The organism is Rhodococcus sp. 66b (genome assembly GCF_002076325.1).
GTDB lineage: Bacteria > Actinomycetota > Actinomycetes > Mycobacteriales > Mycobacteriaceae > Rhodococcus_F > Rhodococcus_F erythropolis.
Genome location: NZ_MUZB01000010.1, coordinates 236736 through 258387 on the forward strand (window position 1 = coordinate 236736; position 21652 = coordinate 258387).

Here is a 21652-nt window from a genome sequence, read left to right on the forward strand (position 1 = left end):
CGTTCGAGATGCGCTCGATCGACAGGACCGATGATGACAGATTTTGCGACCCTGAAATACGAGACCTCTGGTGGTAAGGCGTACATCACCCTGAACCGCCCCGATCGGCTCAACGCAATCGACGATCGGATGCCGTCGGACATCCGAAATGCAGTTGCGGCGGCCAATGACGACGACGACGTTCGCGTGATCATCTTGCAAGGCGCAGGCAAGGCGTTTTGCGCCGGGTACGACCTCAAGAAGTTCGCCGAAGGAGATCTCGACGGAAAGTGGAATCAAGGCCCGGTGTGGGACCCCATCAAGGACTTTCGGGGCATGAAGCAGAACACCGACGACTTCTTCACCCTCTGGCGATCGCTCAAGCCGACCATCTGCAAAGTTCAGGGTCATGCAGTCGCAGGCGGAAGCGATATTGCGCTGTCTTGCGACATGCTGATCATGGCTGACGACGCCCGCATCGGATACCCGCCTGCTCGCGTCTGGGGTTGCCCGACCACAGCTATGTGGGTGTACCGCCTCGGGGCGCAACGCGCCAAGCGAATGTTGTTGACGGGAGACACCATTGACGGTGTCACCGCCGCCGATTGGGGATTGGCGCTCGAATCGGTGCCGGCCGACGAACTGGACGCTGCGGTGGAGGCGTTGGCGGATCGCATCGCCGGTGTCCCGCTCAATCAATTGGCAATGCAGAAGATGATGATCAATCAGGCGTACGACAACATGGGGTTGCAGGGTACCCAGGTGCTGGCAACCCTGTTCGACGGAATCACGCGCCACTCGCCGGAAGGGCGCTGGTTCAAGGATTTTGCCGAACGCGACGGATTTCACGCCGCGGTGCAGTACCGCGATTCCGGCCGCAAGATTCCAGACGGAGGCGGGCCGCTCCCCGAATCCGACACCCCTTCACGATAGAAAGTGGATGTGAGATGAGCAGTGTTCTCGAAACGTCGTACTTCCCCGCGGACGTGTCGGACCCGATAGTGGAACAAACGGTCGGCGGGCTGCTCCGAGAGTGCGCCGCGGACTCGCCGAACCTGATTGCAATCAGAGAAGTGGTTCCGACGCAATCGCATTCGTTGTCCGGTGCCTCCGAGACGGATCGCACCTGGACCTTTGCGGAACTCCTGGGTGAAGCGGAGGGGTGCGCGCACTACCTCTTGTCGCAGTTCGACCGCGGCGACCGGATAACGGTCTGGGCTCCGAACATTCCGGAGTGGATGATTCTGCAGTACGGCGCCGCGCTCGCCGGAATGGTTCTGGTGACTGCCAATCCGGCGTTGGGCGCCGAGGAGTTGGCGTACGTCCTGTCGCAGTCCCAGTCCCGCGGGTTGTTCCACACCGGAAAGTTTCGCGGCGGTGACATGGCGGCGGTGGCATCCGAGGCGATTTCGATTGCGGGAGCAGAAGTTCTGGCAGTGAACTTCGAGGACTGGGATCGTCAGGTTCGAGGTTGGGCCGGCGAACGGGGCGCACTGCCGGAAGTCTCTCCTGACGACAATGCGCAGATTCAGTACACGTCGGGAACCACCGGAGTTCCCAAAGGTGCGCTGCTGCATCACCGAGGACTGGTCAACAATGCCGATTTCGTCAGTCGGAGAGGTCAATTCCCCGAACGGGGTTCGGTGGTCTCGGCGATGCCGCTCTTCCACACCGCTGGGTGCGGCATCCTGGTCCTCGGCGCCGCACAGCGAAGAATGTCCATCGGTCTGATCCAGTATTTCGACCCGACTGCGGTTCTCGATGCGGCGGAACGCTTTCGGGCCGACGTGGTCAGTGGAGTTCCGACGATGCTGATCGCGATGATCAACGACGCCAGCTTCGCGAGCCGCGATTTCTCGGCCTGTTCGGTGGTCGTGTCGGGTGGGTCGTCGGTCCCGCCCGAACTCGTGAGCACGGTGGAATCGGCCTTCGGTGCGGGGTTCAGCATCGTCTACGGACAAACCGAGGCGAGCCCCGTGATCACGCAGACCAGCCCCGCCGACACCCCCGAAGACAAATCGGAGACGGTCGGTCTCGCGTTGCCGCAGGTCGAGGTGAAGATTTCCGACGTGGTGACCGGGGACAGCGTGCCACTCGGCGAACAAGGTGAGATCTGCGCGCGCGGGTACCTCGTCATGACCGAATACTTCCGCAACCCGGAGGCTTCGGCCGCCACCGTGGACAAGGACGGTTGGTTACATACCGGCGACTTGGGGACGATGGATCAGCGTGGATACGTCCGGGTGACCGGCCGGCTCAAGGACATGATCATCCGCGGCGGGGAGAACATCTATCCGCGAGAGGTCGAGTCCGTGATCTTCACACATCCGAAGATCCTCGATGTGGCGGTCGTGGGTGTGCCTGACGAGGTATGGGGCGAGCGGGTGGTTGCCGTCATCAGGTGGAAAGACGAGTCCGACCAGCCGACCGCAGCCGAACTGGTCGAGTTCTGCACCGAGCGACTGGCACGCCACAAAGCACCCAAGGAGTGGTTCAGTGCAGAAGCATTTCCTCTGACCGGCTCGGGCAAGATTCAGAAATATCGAATTGCAAGCCTGGTCGGCGAGGGCGCCTACGGCGTCGTCAGCTGACCCGAGCTTATAGCACGTCGGAGCGATTCTGTCTGGGTTATCCCCGTAAATCGCTCCGATGTGCCCTGTTTATCCTGGTGGCGTGAGTTCAACCTTCGGTGAAACCGGACACAAAGCCACCTCCAGCCGCATCCGCGCCACAGCCTTTGCGTCGAAGGTGATGCCCGCGTCCGACGCAGTGAAGTTCATTCACCCCGGCGACACGGTCGCGATCAGCGGTTTCGCAAGCGCCGGTACTCCCAAGGTGATCATTCCGGCGCTGGCCGAGCGCATTCACCACACCCGGGGCAACGGATCGAACTTCACGATCAATCTCCTGACCGGCGCGTCGGTGTCCACCGAGACCGAAAGGCTGCTCGCCGAGGTCGACGGAATCGCGCTGCGAATGCCGTATCAGTCCGAGGCCACCGCGCGTCGCCGCATCAACGACGGTCGCATGGACTACGTCGACATCCATCTCTCCCACGTTGCTCAGCAGGTGTGGGAGGGCTACTACGGCAACGTCGACGTCGCGGTCGTCGAAGTCGCCGGTATCACCGAATCAGGTGAACTGATTCCCTCCGCGTCGATCGGCAATAACAAGACGTGGCTCGACGTCGCAGACAAGGTCATTCTCGAAGTCAACTCCTGGGTGCCCGAGGCGATGGAAGGCATCCACGACGTCTACTACGGCACCGCGTTGCCGCCGCATCGCAAGCCTCTCGAGATCACCCGCGTCGAAGACCGGATCGGCCAGACGACATTCCGAGTGGATCCCGCGAAGGTTGTGGCCGTTGTCGAGACGGACTGCCGAGACAGCGCGAGCCCTCTCACTGCACCCGACGCCGTCAGTGAGGCGATCGCCGGCCACGTCCTGGAATTCTTCGACTTCGAGGTGCGCGCCGGACGGATGCCGGCGGATACCTTGCTTCCGCTGCAAGCAGGCATCGGCAATGTCGCAAACGCGGTGCTCGGCGGTCTCGATCGGGGGCCGTACCGCGGCCTGACCTGCTACTCCGAGGTCATCCAGGACGGGATGCTCAAGCTGATCAAGGACGGAACCGTCGCGCATGCGTCGTCGACGGCTTTGGCGCTCACCGACGAGGGCATCGAAGAACTGACCGCGAACATAGACTTCTACCGCAACCACATCACGCTCCGTCCGCAGGAAATCAGCAACCACCCAGAGGTGGTGCGCAGACTCGGAATCATCGCCATGAACGGCATGCTCGAGGCCGACATCTACGGCAACGTGAACTCGACGCACGTCATGGGGACGAAGATCATGAACGGAATCGGCGGCTCGGGAGACTTCGCTCGTAACGGCTACGTGTCCATGTTCCTGAGCCCGTCGACGGCCCGCGGGGGTGAGATCTCGGCGATCGTTCCGATGGTTCCGCACGTCGACCACACCGAGCACGACACTCAGGTGTTGGTCACCGAGCAGGGGTTGGCCGATCTGCGCGGTCTGTCTCCGCGGCGACGCGCGCGCCTGATCGTCGACAACTGTGCTCACCCGGAGTTCCGGCCACTGCTCCGCGATTACATCGCTCGCGCCGACGCTCAGCCGGGCGCGGGGCAGACGCCACACATCCTGGGCGAGGCATTCTCGTTCCATCAGCGGTACATCGACACGGGTTCGATGCGCCTTTCCTGACGCCGGGCAATTCCGCTGACAGTGAGAGAATGCGAGGGTGAGCCGAACCGGGGTACCTGACGACGCCATCCGCCGGGTTGCCGCGGCAGGGGCGGACGACGCCGGTGGCCTACCCGTCGAACTGCTGGGTGATTTCCTGAACGTGCTCAGTGTCGCCGTATGCGAGGGGAAGCCGCTGCAGCGTCGTCAGCTGCATCGTTTCCGTGCCCGCGGTGAAGAAGCGGCGCAGCAGGGTGTCGCCCTGCGAGCCCTGCTCGATCTTTATCTCTCCTCGGCTTGGCGCCTGTGGCGTGAGCTCCCCGCTGTTATTGCGGCACAATCGGATCCGACTGCCGTCGTCTCGGCCGGCGAAGTCATGCTCCGCGCCGTCGACGATGCCGTCGCTGAACTGGCCGAAGGATTCCAGTTGGCCAGGCGTTCTCTGGTCCGCTCGCAGGTGTCGGCACGCCGTGAGTTCGTCGACGACCTGTTGACCGGTGGAGCCGATGTCGTCGGATTGTTAGGTCGTGCTTCGGGATTCGGTCTCCACCTCAGCGGTCCGCATGCCGTCGCAGTGGTGACCGCGACGCGCGAGTTCACCGACGACAATCCCTTGGTGCGGGCCGTCGAACGTGCCGTGCTCGGCAGCAAGGGTGACGCCGACGCGCTGGTTGCCAGCAAGAGCGGCAAACTGGTCGTCGTTTTCGCGGCGCCGGACCGTGATGCCGTCGACCACGTGCTGGCGGGTATTCGGTCGGCTCTCGGACCGGGAACCGATGACGACGGGCGAGTTCAGTTGCAGCGGCGTGCTTTGGACGGCACCTGGCAGATCGGTGTCGGGCGCCCTCGCACCACTGCTTCGGGCGTCGTGGCGTCGTACCGGGAGGCGCTCGACGCACTGGACCTGGCGCAGCGCCTGTCGTTGACCGCACCGATCATCGATGCTCGTGACCTGCTGGTCTACCGCGTTCTGGTCAACGACAGGCCGGCGGTCACCGACCTGATCCACACCCTGCTCACCCCGCTGCTCGAGGCGCGCGGCGGCGCTGGGCCGATGATCGACACCCTGCTCGCGTACTTCTCCGCCGGCGGCAATACGGCAAAGACCGCCCGAGACCTGCATTTGTCGGTCCGGGCGGTCACGTACCGCTTGGACCGTATCCGTGAACTCACCGGCCAGAACGTCAACGACCCCAACGACAGCTTCGCGCTCCACGCTGCCGTGTTGGGCGCGAAGTTGCTCGACTGGCCGGCCACGGAGCTGGCCTGATCAGCTGGTGCGTGCCCGTTCCTCGTAGGCAGCACGGGCCGCGGTGTCCACGTCGCCGAGAAACTGCGTCTCGACGCCGAACAGTCGGCTCAATGCCTCGTAAGGCCGTCGGGGTACGAAACCCTGTGCCTGGACAAGCAGTCCGGACACTCGCGTAATGCGCACGCGTGGTCGAGGTTTGGTGATCAAGCCGACGATTGCTTCGGCGATTTCCTCCGGCTGAACCTCACGGAAACCCTTCATTCCCGAAGTCCCGGAAGTGAGTTGGGTGTTGGTGAGCGTCGGCAGTACGGACGAGACGTTCACTCCGGTGCCACGAACTTCCTTGCGGACAGAATCGGTGAAGCCCAACACCGCATGCTTGGCGCCGCAGTACGTCGACAAACCGGGGCACGGGAGTTCGCCGGCAAGCGAAGCGATGTTGATGACGTGTCCACGTCCGCGTGGAAGCATCCGTCGCAGTGCGAGTTTGGTTCCCGTGATCACGCCGAGGACGTCGATCTCGATGATGCGTCTGGTCACGGTGTCGTCCTCGTCGACGATCCGTCCGACCGGCATGATGCCCGCATTGTTGACCAGTACGTCGATCGGGCCGAGTTCACCTTCGACGGTGTCGAGGAAGTCGAAGAACGACGCGGGGTCGGTGACGTCGAGACGCCCGAACGTACGGATGCCCAAATCTTTTGCAGCCTGCGCGAGAGTGGCTTCGTCGATGTCGCCGATCGCGACCCTCGCGCCCAGGCTGATGAGCCGTTTCGCGGTGGCGTATCCGATGCCCCTGGCGCCACCGGTGATGACCACTACCTGACCGTCGAAAGGCTTGTTCATATCGCGAGCGTCTCCAAAAACTAGAGGGATGGGATTGCAGTGACGTAAATCTGCAGCGACGTGAAACTGCAGTGAGATGTGATTGTGGACCAGTTGAAGTTGGGTAGATAGGGCTTGTTGGCCGAACCAAGGCGATAGATTTATGACTAAGTCACAATTCGGGGAGGCGCCATGGAAACATCGGAGTTGGACGGCTGGATTGCGAATCTCGCACCCATCTATCTCCAGCCGGAGGTGATCGACGGTTTCGTCCAACGCATCGACGACGCCATTGCCGAGGCCAATCCCGAGGTGGCGGCTGATCGGGAGCTACGACGCGATGTGGATGCGAGCACCGCGGCGCAACTCCGCGTCATCGTGGCGGCGATCGCGGGCGGTTCCCAGGAGGTCACGCCGCCGGCGGAGTCGGTTGCGCTTGCACTCACCGTCGCTCGGCGCGGTATGGATCTTCGGGTCCTGCTCAAGATCTACGGCGCCGGACGCCTCGCGATGCTGGGTTTCGTCGACGAGTCGATAGAAGCACTCCCGATAGGTCCGGAACTCAAACGCGCACTTCTGGTTCGAGTGTGGGGTTCGGCGATGAGATGGCTGGAAGTGACCACCGAATTGTTGGTCGCGACGTACGCGAAGGAGCGGGAGAGCTTGGCGCGCGGCGCTTTTGCGCGTCGGTCCGAGACGGTGCACGCGATTGTCGCGGGCGAAGCCCTTCACTCCGACGAAGCGTCCCGGATCCTGGACTATCCGATGCGGCGCCACCACACGGCGTTTGTTCTCTGGACGGACGACACCGACCCGGCTGCAGACGTATTGGCGCGGTTGGACTCGTATGCCCGTACCTTCGTAGACGAGTCCAACGGCGAGCGTGTTCTGACTTTGCCTTCGGGCGCGCGTGAGCTGTGGTCGTGGGTCGCGCATTTCGACGGCCAGGAGTGGGCGTCACATGTTGATGCCCGGCATTCGGATCTTCGCGTTGCAGTGGGAGCGAGCGGTTACGGAATGGAAGGATTCGCTCGCAGTCATCGCGAGGCGCTCGCCGCGCAGCGCGTGGCGGTCCGTTCCGGGGGCTCGCCGGGTATCACCGTCTACGAGGATGTTCAGGTTCCCTGTCTGCTCACCGAAGATCTGTGCGAACTGCGTGAGTTGGTGGCTCGGGAACTGAAAGGCCTGGCCGGCGCGGACGGCGTCACGACGCGCATCCGTGACACCGTCCGGGTCTACTACGAGAACAACTGCACCGCGGCCGCTACTGCCGCTGCCCTCGGCCTGCACAAGAACACCGTGCGGTATCGACTCGATCAGGCCGAAAAGCTACTGGGTCGCAGCGTCGACCAGCGTCGGCTGCCGACGGAGTTGGCCCTCATCGCACTGGAGAGCTACGGAGCCACCATCGCGCCGGCGCCGTGATTCGCTACTGCATGTCATCGAGTCCGGGGAGCGAGTAGCCGGAGTTGTCATCCCAATCTGCGGGGGTGTCATCGAGTGAAACGTCCCAGTCGGCGTCGGGCACCGCTCGCCGGAGTTCGGTCAGTGCGTTGAACCAGTAGACGAGTGACGGAATCACCTCGGTCGGATCGCTCGAGATCTTGGTCGAGCCGTTGAGCAGAGTGTTGGGGATATCCGACGGGTAGAGGTCCAGGACCTCGTAGTCGAACGGAAATTCGTCGTTGTGGACGGCGATGAGTCGGTCGACTTCGGCCTTCTCGTCGTCGGTCAGCGGTGTGGAGCGGACGGCGGAGTAGTACAACGAGGTGCTCATGTTTGCCAGGCTAGAACAAGTTGCCTTCCAACGGCGGTTTCGGATGCAACACCTTTAGATTGCATGATCTCGGCAACTTTAGATACAAAAGTCGTCGATATTTCGACAGGGATGGATAGAAGTCGGCAAGGAACACTGGAGAAGACGGCGAGACGGCCGTCCGAACCCAGTGAAGGAGCTCCCCGTGACCGCAGTCATCAGTGCCATTCGGGTAGGTGGTCAGCGATGAACGTTCCCATGTGGGCGTGGGCCGCGTTCGCCGCAGTCATCGTCGTCATGTTGCTCATCGACTTGCTCGCCCACCGCGGCGCGCATGTCATCGGCTTCAAGGAAGCGGCCTGGTGGAGTGCACTCTGGGTCGGTTTGTCTCTCGTGTTCGCGGTGGTTGTCACCCTGACCTTGGGGGTGAACTCGGGCGTCGAATTCACAACAGCCTGGCTGTTGGAGAAGAGCCTCTCGGTCGACAACCTCTTCGTGTTCGCCCTGATCTTCGGTTACTTCAAGGTGCCCCGTGAGTACCAGCACCGTGTGCTGTTCTTCGGTGTCATCGGCGCCCTGATCTTCCGCGGAATCTTCCTCGCTGCCGGCGTTGCCGTGGTCAGCAAGTTCACGGCCGTCCTGTTCGTCTTCGCCGCCATCCTGCTCTACAGCGCTTACAAGCTGCTCAAGGACGACGACGAGAGCTTCGATCCGGGTACGTCGCTGGCAGTTCGCCTGCTGCGCAAGATCATGCCGGTTCGCGAGGAATACGCGGGAACCAAGTTCTTCGTCAAGGAAGCCGGAAAGCGCGTCGCAACACCGCTGTTCGCCGTCGTCGTCGCCATCGAAGCCGCCGACCTCGTGTTCGCAGTCGACAGCGTCCCGGCAGTCCTGGCAGTGAGCGACGACCCGTTCATCGTGTACTCCAGTAACGCGTTTGCGATCCTGGGTCTGCGTGCCCTGTACTTCCTGCTCTCGGGTCTGCTCGAGAAGTTCCACTACCTCTCCAAGGGTCTGTCGATCATCCTCGCCTTCATCGGCGTGAAGCTGATCATGCAGGCCAGCCACAAGGTGATCAGCACGTCGATCCCCGAGATCCCCTCGCTGGTCAGCCTCGCGGTGATCATCGTGGTCTTGGCAGGCTCGATCATCCTGAGCCTCAAGAAACCGCTACCGCAAGAGCCTGAGGCCGAAGAGGTTGCGTCCGGTGATGCACCGGTCGACCTCGAGAAGACAGGCCCGAATGGGGGCGTCGAGTCTTCCGACATCGCACTTGCTGCCGGCGAGCACGACGACGATGACGACAAGGTGGATGCTCGCAGTAGGAGCTGACGCCTGATCGGCTGAACTAATCGAAAAGGGAGACCACACAACGAGGTGTGGTCTCCCTTTTCGTTTCTCACGACTTCTCGTAACCAAACAGACCACTGATCGGGAAGGTGTGTTCTCACTCGGCCCCCGCGCGATCTACCTTGGCGGATGCCCGACGTCCGAGATCAGGAGTGCACATGACAATTCACGCGGAAGTCATCACCATGCTGGCCACGCTCAACGCCGCATTTCCGGATGTCACCAGCTTCGAGCCGTCGGAGTTACGTGCTCTGCTTCGGAATCGACGCGCCCCGTTGGAGCGGCTTCCCGATTTGCGTACGGTCGAAGACCTCGCAATCGAGGGCCCCGGTGGAGATCTGGCGATCCGCGTCTACCGGCCGCACACTTCCTCCGACGCCATACCGCTGGTCGTCTTCGCTCATGGCGGAGGCTTCGTGTTCTGTGACCTGGACAGCCACGACGAATTCTGCCGGTCCATGGCGGAAGGGGTTGGCGCCGTCGTCGTCTCCGTCGATTATCGTCTGGCCCCTGAGCACCCCGCGCCGGCAGCACACGACGACGTCTACGCCGCATTGGAGTGGGCGGCGAAACACGCGGCACAGTACGGCGCAGACCCGAGCAAGATAGTCCTTGCCGGCGACAGCGCGGGCGGCAATCTTGCTGCGACAGTTGCCATCGCCGCCCGCGATCGTGGGGGGCCGGCGGTTGCGGCGCAGGTTCTCATCTATCCGGTGATCGACGACGATTTCGACACCGAGTCCTACCGTCTCTACGGTACCGACCACTACAACACGACCACGGCCATGAAGTGGTACTGGGACCAATATGCTCCCGAACGCCGAGATGACGTGCGGGTGATACCCACTCGGACAGAGTCGTTCGCCGATCTTCCCGCGGCTGTTGTCGTGACAGCCGAGCTGGATCCGCCGTGCTCGTCCGGTGACGAGTACGCGAAACTGCTTGCCTCGGCCGGCGTCCCCGTGCAGCATCATCGCTTCGACGGGTTGTTTCACGGGTTCCTCACTATTCCGTCATTGTCGCTCACAGAGCCGGCACGCCAGAAAGTTTGGGCGATGATCCGCGAGGTATCAGCCGCCGCTCGATAGGATCTCGTCGCCCAGTTCACCGAAGGTATGGCAGATTCTTTCCCGCACAATGACTTCGGTGCATTCGGGATCGAACCATCGATCAACGACGCCCCAGTGGATCGGATGATCGAGGTATTGGGTCTGCAGTGATTCGAGGTCGGTGAACTCCTGCTCCCACACATGGGTCCACGGTGCTTCGTCACATGCAGGTGTTGCGCCGGTCGCCGCACTCACCCGACTGAGTCGCCAGGCAGCGATCGAGGAGATATGCCCGGGCATCTTCAGCAGGTCACTTTCGAACTGTTCGATTTCGTCCTCGGAGGTAGTGGGTTCAACGCGAATCAGCAGCGCTCGGTACACCCCGTTCGGGCCGGTGGCGCGCGAGCGACCCTCGGTTCCGGAAACGTACTCGGCGCCGTGAAAGCGTTCGATGGCATCGTGGTGAAGTTCTGCGTCGACGGAATCGCTAACGGCTCGCCACGCGGCTTCATTCGCGAACTGAAGATAAACGATCAGATCTCCGCCGTTGATGGCGCCGGGCAGAGTAGCGGTGACGAGATGGCGAACTGCGCCCGACGATTCTGCCACTGCTGCAATGGTGTTCACCGCATTCGCCCAGCCGTCCGAGTCCGTGCTGTCGGCAGCAAAAACAACCCTCGCGACGTTATACATCGGCCAGTGCCTCGACGTCGTCGGCAGCAGCCGCCATGGTGCGGCTACGTTCGCAGATGAGTGGTTCCATGGCATCCCACCACTGCCGAAGCGTGGTGTCGCCGCGACTCAGACGAGTCATTGCCCACCAACCGGAGGCTCCGTCGACGGTCCACGTGATAGTGACGACGTTGGGTTCGTACTCGGACCACAACGGCGGACTGACAAGTATGTTGTCGAGGGTCAGGCTGCGTCGCCGGGCGTTCGGCAGGTAGCCGGCACGCCATTCGTCGACGAACTTCTGCCCGCATCCGGGATTCGTGACGATCCGGTCGATCACGTAGAGAGTCTCACCTGCCATGTGCGCAGGCTACGTTCCGTCTAAGTCTCTGCGGTACTACCGATCTCACGCAGCGGGAGGTTGTTCGGAAGCGGACGGGGAGCGTGCCGGTCGCAGCCCCAGCCACCCCACCAGTCCCACCAGAACGAAGGCAACGCCCGCGGTCGCGAACGTGACGGTGAAGGCAGATTCGCTTGGCATCGCCGGAACCCCTTCGGGGAGGTTCGCGATTGTCATCGACGCCAGAATCGTTGTCACTACTGCGCTGCCGATGGCGCTGCCGGTGGAACGTGAGATCGAGTTGATGCCGTTGGCGATGCCGCTCTGATGATGCGGCACGTTGGACATGATGATGGCGGGCATGGCTGCATAGCCGAGGCTCAGGGCGGCGCCGATCACCATGCCCGCACCGATGACCGACGCGGTGTGCGTGTGGTCGAACGCGAGCCACGCAAACGGCACCGCGCCCAGGATCGCAGTGAGTCCCAGAACGAATCGCGGCCCACGGAGTCTGATGAGACGACCGCCGATCGGGGCGGCGATCAGCGAAACTATCGCGCCAGGCAGCAGGAATTCGACCGACGCACGCAGAATGCTCGCGTCGAAGCCGTATCCGGTGAGATCGCGGGGAAGTTGTGCGAGATACGAGATCCCGAGGAAGTTCGCGAACATGCCGAAGCCCACCACGACGCCGGCAAGATTTGCCATCATCACCGGGCGGTGGACGAACATCCGCATGTCGACAAGCGGCTCGTCGACGATCTTCTCGATCCACACCCAGACTGCGAACATCACGATCGAGGCCACAAAAACACCGACGGTCAAGGGCGACAACCACCCCCATTGGTGGCCTTGAGAAATCGCCAGAAGAAGCAGAAGTAGTGCCGCGCCCAGACTCAGCGCACCGATGAGGTCCACGCGCCCACCGCTTTTGTGCGTGGTGGGCGGGACCAGCGTGGCGACGGCAATCAAGGCCAGTACTGCGAATCCGGTGGCCATCCAGAAGGCGTTGCGGTAGTCGGCATCCGGAGCCGATGTGAGCAGACCGGTGGCCACGAGGGCGAGACCGCTGCCGAACGCGAGAGTTCCGCTGACCAGGGCCATGGCGCCGGGAAGCTTCTGTGGTCGTATCTCTTCGCGCAAGACCGAGAGTGCGAGAGGGAAGATCGCGGTGGCTGTTCCCTGGAGTACACGGCCGAGGATCAGCAGTGGCAGATTGTGCGCCAATGCCGCGACAATCGAACCGATCACCATGACGACGAGGACGCCGACCAAGGTGCGCTTCTTGCCGTGCTGATCGCCGTAGCGTCCCAGCAGGGGAGTGAAGACGGCAGCGGAAAGCAGGGTCGCCGTCGTCACCCAACTGACGCCGGCGGACGAGGCTCCGAGGTCGGACTGAATCCGTCCCAGGATCGGAACCGGCAGCGTCTGCATCATCGAGACGATCATCGCTGCCAGGCTCAAAGCGCCGATGATCACGGCCTCCCGGCGCGGCGATCTTGCTACGGACTGGTCCGGGGAATCGGTGGCAGTTGGCGTAGCGCTGGGGCTCGCGGCACTGCTCGTCGTAACTGTGTTCGTCAACGGGTCCTTCTCGGGAACAACAAGAGAAAATGCTTAATGTGGCGAAGTAATTTTCTCTGGATGGTAAGTCCGCGAGATCGATCCCGTCAATGCTGGTCAGCGACCGAGTGGGACGTGCCCTGTGAATTCGTTCTAGAAGGGGTATACCGGGAGTGCACTTTGCGCCGTCACCCATTGTGTTTCCGTGAAGGCATCGAGGTTTGCACCGATACCGCCGACACGGCCGCCGTTACCCGAAGACGCCATGCCGCCGAACGGGATGACGGCTTCGTCGCCGACCGTCTGATCGTTGATGTGGACCAGGCCGGTGGGAATCTGTTGGGCGAGTTCGAGTCCGCGCATGGCGTCGGAGGTCAGAATGCCCAGCGACAATCCGTACTCGGAATCGTTGGCTATGGCGACGGCTTGTTCGACGGTGGCGAAGGAGGTCACCGGTGCGACCGGCCCGAAGACCTCGTCGGCGAAGGCCGGCGCGGTCAGTGGGGTGTCGGCTAGCACGGTGGGCCGGTAGAAGAGATCCTCGTAGGTGCCGCCGGCAGCCAGTTTTGCTCCGGCCGCGATGCTTCCGTTGACCAGAGAGTGGATGTGGTCGCGTTGTTTGGCGTCGATGATGGGTCCGAGTGCGACCTGACCGGTGAACGGGTCGCCTACCGGAAGCTTGTCGGCGTGTTCGGCAAGGAGTGCGGTGTAGTCGGCGGCGATACTTTCGTGGACCAGTTGGCGGCCGGTGGTCATGCAGATCTGTCCCTGGTGCATGAACGATCCGAAAGCGCCGACAGATGCGGCCTTTTCGAGGTCGACGTCATCCATGACGATCAGCGCATTGTTGCCGCCGAGTTCAAGATGAGCGCGCTTGAGATAGCGGCCCGCCAGTTCGCCGACCGCGCGTCCAGCTCGGGTCGACCCGGTGAATGCGATGACGCGAACGCTCGGATGAACCACGATTGCCTCACCGGCGTCAGCGCCGCCCGGCAGCATGCTGAACACTCCGGCGGGCAAGCCTGCTTCTTCGAAGATGCGAGCGAGAACCACACCGCCGCAGATCGCCGTGCGCGGGTCAGGCTTGAGGATCACCGAATTGCCCAGCGCCAGTGCGGGAGCGACTGCACGGATCGACAAAATGATGGGGAAGTTGAACGGCGCGATGACGCCGACGGTTCCGACGGGTACGCGACGAGAGAAGCTCAGCCGAGGTTGCTCCGAGCGCAGAACCTCTCCGACAGGGTGTGCGGCCAAAGCTGCTGCGTTGTAGCACTCTTCGGCAGCGGTATGGGTTTCCAGCCCGGCCTTGGCCGGGATGCTGCCGGCCTCGCGGATTACCCATTCGCCGATTTCGTCGGCGTACTGCTCGAACAGTTGACCGGCGCGGCGTAGAACGGCGGCTCGTTCAGTGTATGGCCTTGCCGCCCAATTCTTCTGAGCTGCAGTAGCTTTTGTTGCAGCGGCCGCCACGTCGTCGGGTGTTGCCATGCCGGCCGTCGTCAACTGCTTGCCGGTGGCCGGCTCGACGACAATACGATCGTCGGCGCTACCGCGAACCCATTCGCCGTCGAAGATCTTCGATTCCCACACAGGTTCGCTCAGCAAACGCGTCATGGCCGCTCCTCGGTAAAGGGATGCAACCGCGCGCCGCATCACATGGTTGCCCACCACGTTGCTCTGTGAGGGGGTCGATCGCCATCACACTTTCACTCAGTGAAAGACGGATTCATGGCGTCCTTGAGTGCTTGGATCAGATCGGCGAACTCGGTGGAGTGGGTAGCGCCGCTGCGGGTCACACCCGAGACGGGAATGCGCAAGCGGCCGTGCGCTTCTCGCATGAAGCTGATTCCAGCGCGCGGAGATTCGCCTGCGGTGATCGAATAGAGCAGGGTCCAGGCGCGCGGGTTGGTGATCACGTCCAGCGTGGCTGTGTGATCGCTCGGAATTGCGGGGCCCAGTTGGACGCGTCGATCGATCTCGCGGAATGCGTCCTCGACCACCTTGTGAATGAGCACCTGACTTTGGCGCGGCGGCAGGAGCAGGGGATATGCGGCCAGATCATTGAGGTCGACGCTTTGCTGGCCGGCTAGGGGGTGTCGGCTCGACATGACGACCAGCAGATCTTCGACGCCGAGGTCCAAGGGTTCGAGTCCGGGGCGGTCGACGCCGCCGCGAATCAGGGCGATGTCCGCGTCACCGGAGGCCACAGCATCCATGCGGTGGGCAAAGCTCTTGATGACGAACTCGACGTCCAGGTCCGGATGAAGTTCGCGCACGTGTGCGATGGCGTCCAGCGTCTGAGCGGCAAAGCTCATGTTTCCGGTGATTCGGATCCGGGCTCTCGGGTCTCGTGCGACGGAGTACGCCATCGTTTCGAGACTGAGGACTTGCTGCGCGATGGGCACCAGTCGCGATCCTGCCGGGGCCAGGCGAACCGCCCGGGTCGAGCGCTCGAAGAGTGTCGCCCCGAGTTCCTTCTCCAGTCGTGCGACCTGATGGCTGATCGCCGACTGCGAGATGAAGCAGCGTTCGGCAGCGCGACTGAAGCTCAGTTCCTCGCTCACGACGAGAAAGTACTTGAGTTGGCGGAAGTCCATGAGGACAGCTTACTTATGAGCAATCGAGATAACAGTCTTGCGAATACTCCAGCTAGCTGGACCCGACCCATGATCAGTCCATACCGTAATAGTCATACTTTCAATTTGGTTGAGGAGTTCGTTGTGGATAGAACAGCTGCGGGTCGCGCCGACATCGACGCGACTGGACACGAGAAGACTCAGGTTGTGATCGTCGGTTCGGGATTCGGAGCCCTCGCCGCGGCCAAGACCCTCGCGAAGTCCAAGACGCCGTTCGTTCTCATCTCCGCCACCACCGAGCACCTCTTCCAGCCGCTGCTCTACCAGGTGGCGACGGGTGTCCTGTCGGCCGGCGAAGTTGCTCCGCCCATCCGCACGATCCTGCAGAAGTACCCCAACGCCGACGTACGCCTCGGCCGCGTCGTCGAGGTCAACGCCGAAGAGAACACTGTCGTCTACGAAGCCTCGGGCACCCGCCACACGCTTGGGTACCGCTCGCTCATCGCGGCCACCGGTGCCACGCAGGCGTACTTCGGGCATGACGAGTTCGAAAAGGTCACCTACAAGCTCAAGACCGTCGAGGACGCCGAGGTACTGCGTAAGCAGATCCTGCGTTGCTTCGAGGAAGCGCACACCACCAACGACGCGCTGGTTCGCCGTAACCTGCTCAGCTTCGTTGTCGTGGGCGCCGGCGCGACCGGCGTCGAGCTCGCCGGACAGATCAAGGAACTGGCGCGTCGCTACTTTGCGAAGGCCATCAACAACATCAGTGCCGACGAGGTCACGGTCACCATGGTCGAGGGCGCCGGCGTTGCGCTTCCGGCCTTCGGCGGCAAGCTCAGTGAGTACACGCAGGCCTCGCTCGAGAAGTCGGGTGTCGAGGTAGTCCTCAACACCATGGTCACCGCCATCGATGAGCATGGTGTCACGGTCTCTTCGGCAAAGACCAAGGAAGAGAAGCGCATCGACGCCGAGACCGTCATCTGGTCGGCCGGTGTACGCGCCAACGACTTCGCCGCAGTGCTCGGCGAGGCAACCGGTTGTGAGAGTGACCGCGCAGGTCGTCTGCTCATCAATCCGGACTTGACCGTCGGCGGGTTCGCCAACGTCTTTGCCATCGGCGACATGACTTCGCTGAACGGTCTGCCGGGTCAGTCGCCCGTTGCGATGCAGGGTGGCCGTCACGCAGCGAAGACTGTGAACGGAAAGGTCAAGGCCGGAACGCCTTTCAAGTACTTCGACAAGGGCAGCATGTCGATCATCAGCCGATTCAGCGCTGTATGTCGCGTCCGCAAGGTCGAGTTCAAGGGCACGATCGCCTGGTTCATGTGGCTGGCCGTGCACGTGATGTATCTGGTGGGCTTCCGCAACCGGTACGTCGCTGTGATGTCGTGGTTCGGTTCGTTCATCGGTCACCGTCGTCCGCACTTCCACTACGCGCAGGAACCGATGAAGATCGAGGCCGCGCCGCCGGTGACCGAACGCGAACCGGAATTGGCGCACTCCGCGTAGCTCCGCACCGCCTGAACACGTTTCGCCTGATGTCAGTCACAGTGGATTCTTAGTGGCACTGCCCTGTCACACTGTGTGAATGGCATCAGGCGACCGTTCGTTGATCGGCCGGGCATTTATCGTGCTCGGTGCCTTCGACGCGAAATCGCCGCGGTTGACGCAGTCGGAGATCAGTCGTCGCAGCGGTTTACCTCTGCCCACCGTTCATCGGCTGTGTGGGCAGTTGGTGGCCGAGGGCGCACTCGAGCGTCGGAGTGACGGCAAGTACCAGGTCGGAGTGCGGTTGTGGGAGATCGGCGCTCTTGCTCCAGGGGCGCACGGGCTCAGACAGGTGGCGTTGCCGTTTCTCGAGGACCTGTACGAGGTCACCCGGGAGAACGTGCAGTTGGTCGTTCGTGAGGGTACCGAGGCTCTGTACCTCGAGCGCTTGTCCTCGCGTAGCGCTGTCACCGTTGTCGGTCGCGCCGGGGGAAGATTGCCGTTGCATGCGTCCAGCGGTGGACTGATTCTCCTCGCACACGGCGGAACCGAACTTCTCGACGACGTCCTCCATGCCGGTCTCGAGTCGTTCACTCCCAAAACCATTACGTCCGAGCGGATTTTGCGAGCAACTCTCGACGAGATCAGACGCACCGGATTTGTCGTCTGCCGTGAGTATCTGAACGTCGGAACCCTTGCCGTCGCCGCTCCGGTCCGCGAAGCCGGCGGCAATGTCGTCGCAGCGGTCTCGACAGTTGTTCCGGTGGAGCAGGATCCGACTCCATTGCTGCCGGCCTTGGTCGCGGCCGCCCGTGGAATTTCACGCGGGCTTGGTGGCGGTGGACTTGGATAGCTCGTATTCGGTCTTTCACTGAGTGAAATTACAGCTGTTCAGGGGAGTGATCGTGGTCGATGGTGGTCTCAATCGTCACTCACCTCAGGAGTTCTCTGTATGTCTTCTTCGCGCACCCAGGTCGGAATCGTCGGTGGTGGTCCCGCCGGGTTGATGCTCTCGCATCTGTTGCATCTGAAGGGAATCGATTCGGTAGTCCTGGAATGTCGCACCCGTGAAGAGGTAGAAGGCACAATTCGTGCCGGCGTGCTCGAACAAAACACGGTTGATCTCATGGTCGAGACCGGACTCGGTGATCGACTGAAGCGGGAGGGCCTCGAACATCACGGAATCGAGCTGCGATTCGGCGGGCGAGGGCACCGAATCGCGTTCGACGAACTGACCGACGGGCGCGCCGTCACGGTCTATCCGCAGCACGAGGTGCTCAAGGATCTGATCGCGCGACGTCTCGCTGACGGCGGGGACATTCGGTTCGGAGTGTCCGACGCGAAAGTGCACGATCACGAATCGGATCGCCCGAGCATCACTTTTGTCGACTCGGACGGAAACGACCAGAAGCTCGAGTGCGCCCTGGTGGCCGGTTGCGACGGATCACGTACGCAAACGCGAAAGCTGATTCCCGAACCGTCGATCCGAACGGATCATTTCCGCCAGTATCCCTTCGCGTGGTTCGGCATCCTGGCCGAGGCTCCGCCGTCATCGGAAGAATTGATCTACGCCAACCATGAGCGTGGGTTTGCACTGATCAGCACGCGGACGCCCGAGGTGCAGCGTCATTACCTCCAGGTCGATCCGGACGACTCCGTGGACAACTGGTCCGACGATAGAATCTGGGACGAGCTGCACATGCGCGTCGACGGCGAGGGCGCAGAGATCAAGGACGGCAGGATCTTTCAGAAATCGATCCTTCAGTTCCGCAGCTTCGTTTGTGAACCGATGCAGCACGGCAACCTGTTTCTTGCCGGCGATGCGGCGCACACCGTGCCGCCGACCGGTGCGAAGGGTATGAATCTCGCGATCGCCGACGTTTACGCTCTGGCGAAGGCAATGGACAGTTTCTTCACCTCGTCCGACCGAAAGATGTTGGACGGGTACACCGAAACGGTGCTGCCGCGTGTGTGGCGGACGCAGCACTTCTCGTGGTGGATGTCGTCGATGCTCCATCGCTTGCCAGACGACAGCGGTTTCGGGCATCGCCGTCAACTGGCCGAGTTGGACATGGTCACGCGTTCGGTCGCCGGACGAACGCTGATCGCCGAGAACTACGTCGGAACGCCCTTGATCTAGAGAGTTGTCGCAGATTTTGCGGTGCGTAATCAGTGGAGCGGGGTGCCTTGATGGTGTACCAGTTGCCATCCGACCGGGGCGCGGCGCCACAGGGATGTGCGCCGCGCACGACGCATGCCACGGACGGAATCCCACTGTGTCAGGACGTATCCGTCGTCGATGATTCGACCGGTCAAGTTGTGAACTTCGATGCCGTCACCGTCGATGGGTTCGTTTCGCAGTGATTCAACGGTCGACGGTAGGTCCCGGACGCTACCCGACGCACCTATCTCGGTGAAGTCTTTGTGGGGTCATGAATGCTCCTCTGCCTACGCATAGGCCGGGCACGATGTCGATCGTGATCATCGCAGAGGTGGGCGTTGAGTTTCCAACATCCGTTCTCGGAGACTGTCGTAGATAGGTGCCGACCCTGCCGCGGTGGCGACGAATACCGCTGCCGCAGTGGCAGCGAGCATCGGGACGAGCGTCGACGTCACCGCTGTCATCTCGACCACGATCACGATGCCGGTGAACGGTGCGCGCACTACAGCGCCGAAGAAGGCAGCCATGCCGATGGTGGCCATGGTGACCGTGAGCCCGGCGTCCACTCCGGGCACGAAGCTCGACAGTCCGGTGAAGATCGACCCCCAGAGTGCGCCGAGTGCAAGTAAGGGAGCGAACAGTCCCCCGGGAGTTCCAGCGGCATACGAGAGCGGGCCAGTGAAGAACCGAACCGCCAAGTACAGCAGCAGGATCGGCAGTACGAAGGTCCTTCCGCCGACGATCATCTGTGCAAGAACGTCGCCGCCCCCACTGGCCAGCGGGTCGAGGAACAGCGTCAGGCCGATGGTGGCGCCGATCGTTGCGCCGATGACAGTCGGCGGGATCCTGTCGAGTCGTGCAACGGCGTCGAGTAGACCCAGAATCAAGCGGTTGTAGGCGATACCGAGTAGCCCCGTGAGGATTCCGAAGACGACAAACAGTGGCAAGAGTGCGAGTTGAGGCGTCGGGACGTTGCCGACCTCGAAATCGGGTTGGTCACCGATGACAAGTCGTGCACAGCCCACCGCGACCGAAACACCGAAAAGTGTTGGCAGCACGGTGCGCAGCCGAAATGAGTGCGTCACCTCCTCGCAGACGAACAGTGCCCCGGCGATCGGTGCGTTGAACGCGACGGCGAGTCCTGCTCCGGCCGTGGATGTTTGCAGCATGGCGACGTCCGGTTCGGCAAGGCGGGCCCGCCGTCCCGCTTCTGCCCCGATCGCCGCACCCATGTGTACGGTGGGGCCCTCGCGGCCGAGAACCAGGCCGGAGCCGATCGCCAAGAGGCCGCCGATGAATCTGGCAGGCACGAGATTGATTCCCGGCGGCTTCGCTTCGCCGCGGGACACCGCCTCGACGTGCTGGATGCCGCTTCCCTTTGCGAGGGGTACTCGTCTGACGATCAGTACGGCCAGCACGGTGCACAAGGCCACCAGGACGACGGGCACGAGCCACCCGACGTACGGAACGTGATGCGCCCAGTTCACGATCGTCCGACGGAGTTCGTCGGCCCTGATCAGACACCAGCGGAATGCACCGCCGACAAATCCGACCCCGACGCCCGCGACCGCAGCGAGTAGACACAGCAAACTCAGTCCGCGGTTGGAGTCACGCGGTTCGGTGCCGCCGTCGTCCTCGGTCATCGTGATCAGCCCTACCTGATGGTCACAACTCGCGACAGTGAATTGAGCTTCCTCACCTTGGACGGTAACCCATCCCGATACCCGCAGTGTCGGATCGAGGTTGTGCAGCCGAGTCACAATTCGACAAGCAGACTGATTCCGAGAACCGCCATCATCACGGCGATCAGAGCGTCGAGAATCCGCCAGGCGTTGGGTTTCGCAAAAAGCGGCGTCAGCAGGCGTGCGCCGTAACCGAGGGCGCTGAACCAGACCACACTCGCGGTGATGGCACCGGCCGCAAACCACCAACGTCCGATTTCGCCGCGACCGTTGGCAATTGAACCCATGAGCACCACGGTGTCGAGGTAAACGTGTGGATTGAGCCAGGTGAGGGCCAATGCCATCGTGACGGCGGTCAGCCTCGAACCGTTGCCGTGCTGATCCGGTGCCAGCGTCTGGGGTCGAAGCGCCCGCTTGGCGGCGAAGATTGCATAGCTGAGGAGGAAGACCGCACCGGCGATACGAACGAACGTGATCAGCGACGGTGCGTGTTCGAGGAGGGTCCCGATTCCGCTGATGCCTGCAAGGATCAGAATTGCGTCTGACAACGCGCACACTGCGACGATGGGGAGTACGTGCGATCGCGTCAGACCTTGGCGAAGAACAAACGCATTCTGGGCGCCGATTGCGACGATCAATGACAGTCCGACTCCGAAACCGACGAGGGCCGACGCAGGGTCGTTGGTGCTGAGCATGTTGTCGAGCCTGCCGCTCAGATTTCATTCAGTCCAGCTAATGATTCTTAGG

General features: G+C 62.2%; 19 protein-coding genes and 1 pseudogene. 10 read left to right on the forward strand and 10 right to left on the reverse strand.

Annotated elements, in window-relative coordinates:
* Positions 1-33 precede the first annotated feature (33 nt).
* The 4 genes from B0E55_RS20235 to B0E55_RS20250 are packed head-to-tail and all read left to right on the forward strand — an operon-like array spanning position 34 to position 5455.
* Positions 34-912 carry a crotonase/enoyl-CoA hydratase family protein gene (locus B0E55_RS20235; RefSeq protein ID WP_020971163.1) on the forward strand — a complete coding sequence of 293 codons (879 nt, stop codon included), beginning with the start codon at positions 34-36 and terminating at the stop codon, positions 910-912.
* Between the two features lie 14 nt (positions 913-926).
* A complete protein-coding gene (locus B0E55_RS20240; protein WP_021345892.1) occupies positions 927-2570 on the forward strand; it encodes an AMP-binding protein in 1644 nt (547 codons plus the stop codon).
* Between the two features lie 58 nt (positions 2571-2628).
* Complete coding sequence (locus B0E55_RS20245; protein WP_443216811.1) at positions 2629-4206, forward strand: acetyl-CoA hydrolase/transferase family protein; 1578 nt, start codon at positions 2629-2631, stop codon at positions 4204-4206.
* A gap of 37 nt (positions 4207-4243) precedes the next feature.
* A complete protein-coding gene (locus B0E55_RS20250; protein WP_080910328.1) occupies positions 4244-5455 on the forward strand; it encodes a PucR family transcriptional regulator in 1212 nt (403 codons plus the stop codon).
* Here B0E55_RS20250 and B0E55_RS20255 read toward each other — a convergent pair whose 3' ends face one another.
* On the reverse strand, positions 5456-6283 hold the full coding sequence (locus B0E55_RS20255) for an SDR family oxidoreductase (protein ID WP_019745803.1): 828 nt from the start codon (positions 6281-6283) through the stop codon (positions 5456-5458).
* 171 nt (positions 6284-6454) lie between these two features.
* Here B0E55_RS20255 and B0E55_RS20260 point away from each other — a divergent pair, with 171 nt between their 5' ends.
* The gene (locus tag B0E55_RS20260; protein ID WP_021345887.1) at positions 6455-7687 is read left to right on the forward strand and encodes a PucR family transcriptional regulator; all 1233 of its coding nucleotides are present in this window, start codon (positions 6455-6457) and stop codon (positions 7685-7687) included.
* A gap of 4 nt (positions 7688-7691) precedes the next feature.
* On the opposite strand, the gene B0E55_RS20265 is transcribed toward B0E55_RS20260, so the two are convergent.
* Entirely contained in the window at positions 7692-8039 is a 348-nt protein-coding gene (locus tag B0E55_RS20265; RefSeq protein WP_020909514.1) for a hypothetical protein, read from the reverse strand.
* 225 nt (positions 8040-8264) lie between these two features.
* Here B0E55_RS20265 and B0E55_RS20270 point away from each other — a divergent pair, with 225 nt between their 5' ends.
* Positions 8265-9350 carry a TerC family protein gene (locus tag B0E55_RS20270; protein WP_019745800.1) on the forward strand — a complete coding sequence of 362 codons (1086 nt, stop codon included), beginning with the start codon at positions 8265-8267 and terminating at the stop codon, positions 9348-9350.
* Between the two features lie 176 nt (positions 9351-9526).
* Positions 9527-10456 carry an alpha/beta hydrolase gene (locus B0E55_RS20275; RefSeq protein ID WP_031330713.1) on the forward strand — a complete coding sequence of 310 codons (930 nt, stop codon included), beginning with the start codon at positions 9527-9529 and terminating at the stop codon, positions 10454-10456.
* On the opposite strand, the gene B0E55_RS20280 is transcribed toward B0E55_RS20275, so the two are convergent.
* The 5 genes from B0E55_RS20280 to B0E55_RS20300 form a co-directional block, all read right to left on the reverse strand.
* The gene (locus B0E55_RS20280; RefSeq protein ID WP_020971151.1) at positions 10439-11110 is read right to left on the reverse strand and encodes a Dabb family protein; all 672 of its coding nucleotides are present in this window, start codon (positions 11108-11110) and stop codon (positions 10439-10441) included. The genes B0E55_RS20275 and B0E55_RS20280 overlap by 18 nt on opposite strands.
* Positions 11103-11450 carry a hypothetical protein gene (locus B0E55_RS20285; RefSeq protein ID WP_019745797.1) on the reverse strand — a complete coding sequence of 116 codons (348 nt, stop codon included), beginning with the start codon at positions 11448-11450 and terminating at the stop codon, positions 11103-11105. The genes B0E55_RS20280 and B0E55_RS20285 overlap by 8 nt, the downstream gene beginning before the upstream one ends.
* A gap of 45 nt (positions 11451-11495) precedes the next feature.
* A complete protein-coding gene (locus B0E55_RS20290) occupies positions 11496-13013 on the reverse strand; it encodes an MFS transporter (protein WP_030243841.1) in 1518 nt (505 codons plus the stop codon).
* Between the two features lie 132 nt (positions 13014-13145).
* Positions 13146-14609 (reverse strand): benzaldehyde dehydrogenase, encoded by a 1464-nt coding sequence (locus tag B0E55_RS20295; protein ID WP_070796032.1) that lies wholly within the window; start codon positions 14607-14609, stop codon positions 13146-13148.
* Positions 14610-14701: 92 nt separating this feature from the next.
* Entirely contained in the window at positions 14702-15592 is an 891-nt protein-coding gene (locus B0E55_RS20300; RefSeq protein ID WP_080910329.1) for a LysR family transcriptional regulator, read from the reverse strand.
* 123 nt (positions 15593-15715) lie between these two features.
* Here B0E55_RS20300 and B0E55_RS20305 point away from each other — a divergent pair, with 123 nt between their 5' ends.
* The 3 genes from B0E55_RS20305 to B0E55_RS20315 all read left to right on the forward strand — a co-directional run bounded on the left by B0E55_RS20305 (position 15716) and on the right by B0E55_RS20315 (position 19202).
* Positions 15716-17083 carry an NAD(P)/FAD-dependent oxidoreductase gene (locus B0E55_RS20305; RefSeq protein ID WP_019745793.1) on the forward strand — a complete coding sequence of 456 codons (1368 nt, stop codon included), beginning with the start codon at positions 15716-15718 and terminating at the stop codon, positions 17081-17083.
* Between the two features lie 79 nt (positions 17084-17162).
* The gene (locus B0E55_RS20310) at positions 17163-17915 is read left to right on the forward strand and encodes an IclR family transcriptional regulator (RefSeq protein ID WP_080910330.1); all 753 of its coding nucleotides are present in this window, start codon (positions 17163-17165) and stop codon (positions 17913-17915) included.
* Positions 17916-18014: 99 nt separating this feature from the next.
* Positions 18015-19202, forward strand: a complete 1188-nt coding sequence (locus tag B0E55_RS20315; RefSeq protein WP_020971147.1) for a 4-hydroxybenzoate 3-monooxygenase — start codon at positions 18015-18017, stop codon at positions 19200-19202.
* 29 nt (positions 19203-19231) lie between these two features.
* Here the strand turns inward: B0E55_RS20315 and B0E55_RS20320 are convergent.
* From B0E55_RS20320 to B0E55_RS20330, 3 genes and pseudogenes are all read right to left on the reverse strand, one after another.
* Positions 19232-19477 (reverse strand): annotated as a pseudogene (locus tag B0E55_RS20320) (DUF4440 domain-containing protein); the annotation flags it as partial.
* A gap of 66 nt (positions 19478-19543) precedes the next feature.
* Positions 19544-20866 carry a ClC family H(+)/Cl(-) exchange transporter gene (locus tag B0E55_RS20325; protein WP_080910363.1) on the reverse strand — a complete coding sequence of 441 codons (1323 nt, stop codon included), beginning with the start codon at positions 20864-20866 and terminating at the stop codon, positions 19544-19546.
* Between the two features lie 113 nt (positions 20867-20979).
* Positions 20980-21600: a LysE/ArgO family amino acid transporter gene (locus B0E55_RS20330; RefSeq protein ID WP_047890244.1), complete on the reverse strand. Its 621-nt coding sequence runs from the start codon at positions 21598-21600 to the stop codon at positions 20980-20982.
* Positions 21601-21652: the final 52 nt, after the last annotated feature.

Bases quoted from the DNA above. Each gene is read 5' to 3' on its own strand.
- B0E55_RS20235 (WP_020971163.1), top strand. From the start codon at position 34: ATGACAGATTTTGCGACCCTGAAATACGAGACCTCTGGTGGTAAGGCG.
- B0E55_RS20240 (WP_021345892.1), top strand. From the start codon at position 927: ATGAGCAGTGTTCTCGAAACGTCGTACTTCCCCGCGGACGTGTCGGAC.
- B0E55_RS20245 (WP_443216811.1), top strand. From the start codon at position 2,629: ATGTGCCCTGTTTATCCTGGTGGCGTGAGTTCAACCTTCGGTGAAACC.
- B0E55_RS20255 (WP_019745803.1), bottom strand. From the start codon at position 6,283: ATGAACAAGCCTTTCGACGGTCAGGTAGTGGTCATCACCGGTGGCGCC.
- B0E55_RS20260 (WP_021345887.1), top strand. From the start codon at position 6,455: ATGGAAACATCGGAGTTGGACGGCTGGATTGCGAATCTCGCACCCATC.
- B0E55_RS20265 (WP_020909514.1), bottom strand. From the start codon at position 8,039: ATGAGCACCTCGTTGTACTACTCCGCCGTCCGCTCCACACCGCTGACC.
- B0E55_RS20270 (WP_019745800.1), top strand. From the start codon at position 8,265: ATGAACGTTCCCATGTGGGCGTGGGCCGCGTTCGCCGCAGTCATCGTC.
- B0E55_RS20275 (WP_031330713.1), top strand. From the start codon at position 9,527: ATGACAATTCACGCGGAAGTCATCACCATGCTGGCCACGCTCAACGCC.
- B0E55_RS20280 (WP_020971151.1), bottom strand. From the start codon at position 11,110: ATGTATAACGTCGCGAGGGTTGTTTTTGCTGCCGACAGCACGGACTCG.
- B0E55_RS20285 (WP_019745797.1), bottom strand. From the start codon at position 11,450: ATGGCAGGTGAGACTCTCTACGTGATCGACCGGATCGTCACGAATCCC.
- B0E55_RS20295 (WP_070796032.1), bottom strand. From the start codon at position 14,609: ATGACGCGTTTGCTGAGCGAACCTGTGTGGGAATCGAAGATCTTCGAC.
- B0E55_RS20300 (WP_080910329.1), bottom strand. From the start codon at position 15,592: ATGGACTTCCGCCAACTCAAGTACTTTCTCGTCGTGAGCGAGGAACTG.
- B0E55_RS20310 (WP_080910330.1), top strand. From the start codon at position 17,163: ATGGCATCAGGCGACCGTTCGTTGATCGGCCGGGCATTTATCGTGCTC.
- B0E55_RS20315 (WP_020971147.1), top strand. From the start codon at position 18,015: ATGTCTTCTTCGCGCACCCAGGTCGGAATCGTCGGTGGTGGTCCCGCC.
- B0E55_RS20325 (WP_080910363.1), bottom strand. From the start codon at position 20,866: ATGACCGAGGACGACGGCGGCACCGAACCGCGTGACTCCAACCGCGGA.
- B0E55_RS20330 (WP_047890244.1), bottom strand. From the start codon at position 21,600: ATGCTCAGCACCAACGACCCTGCGTCGGCCCTCGTCGGTTTCGGAGTC.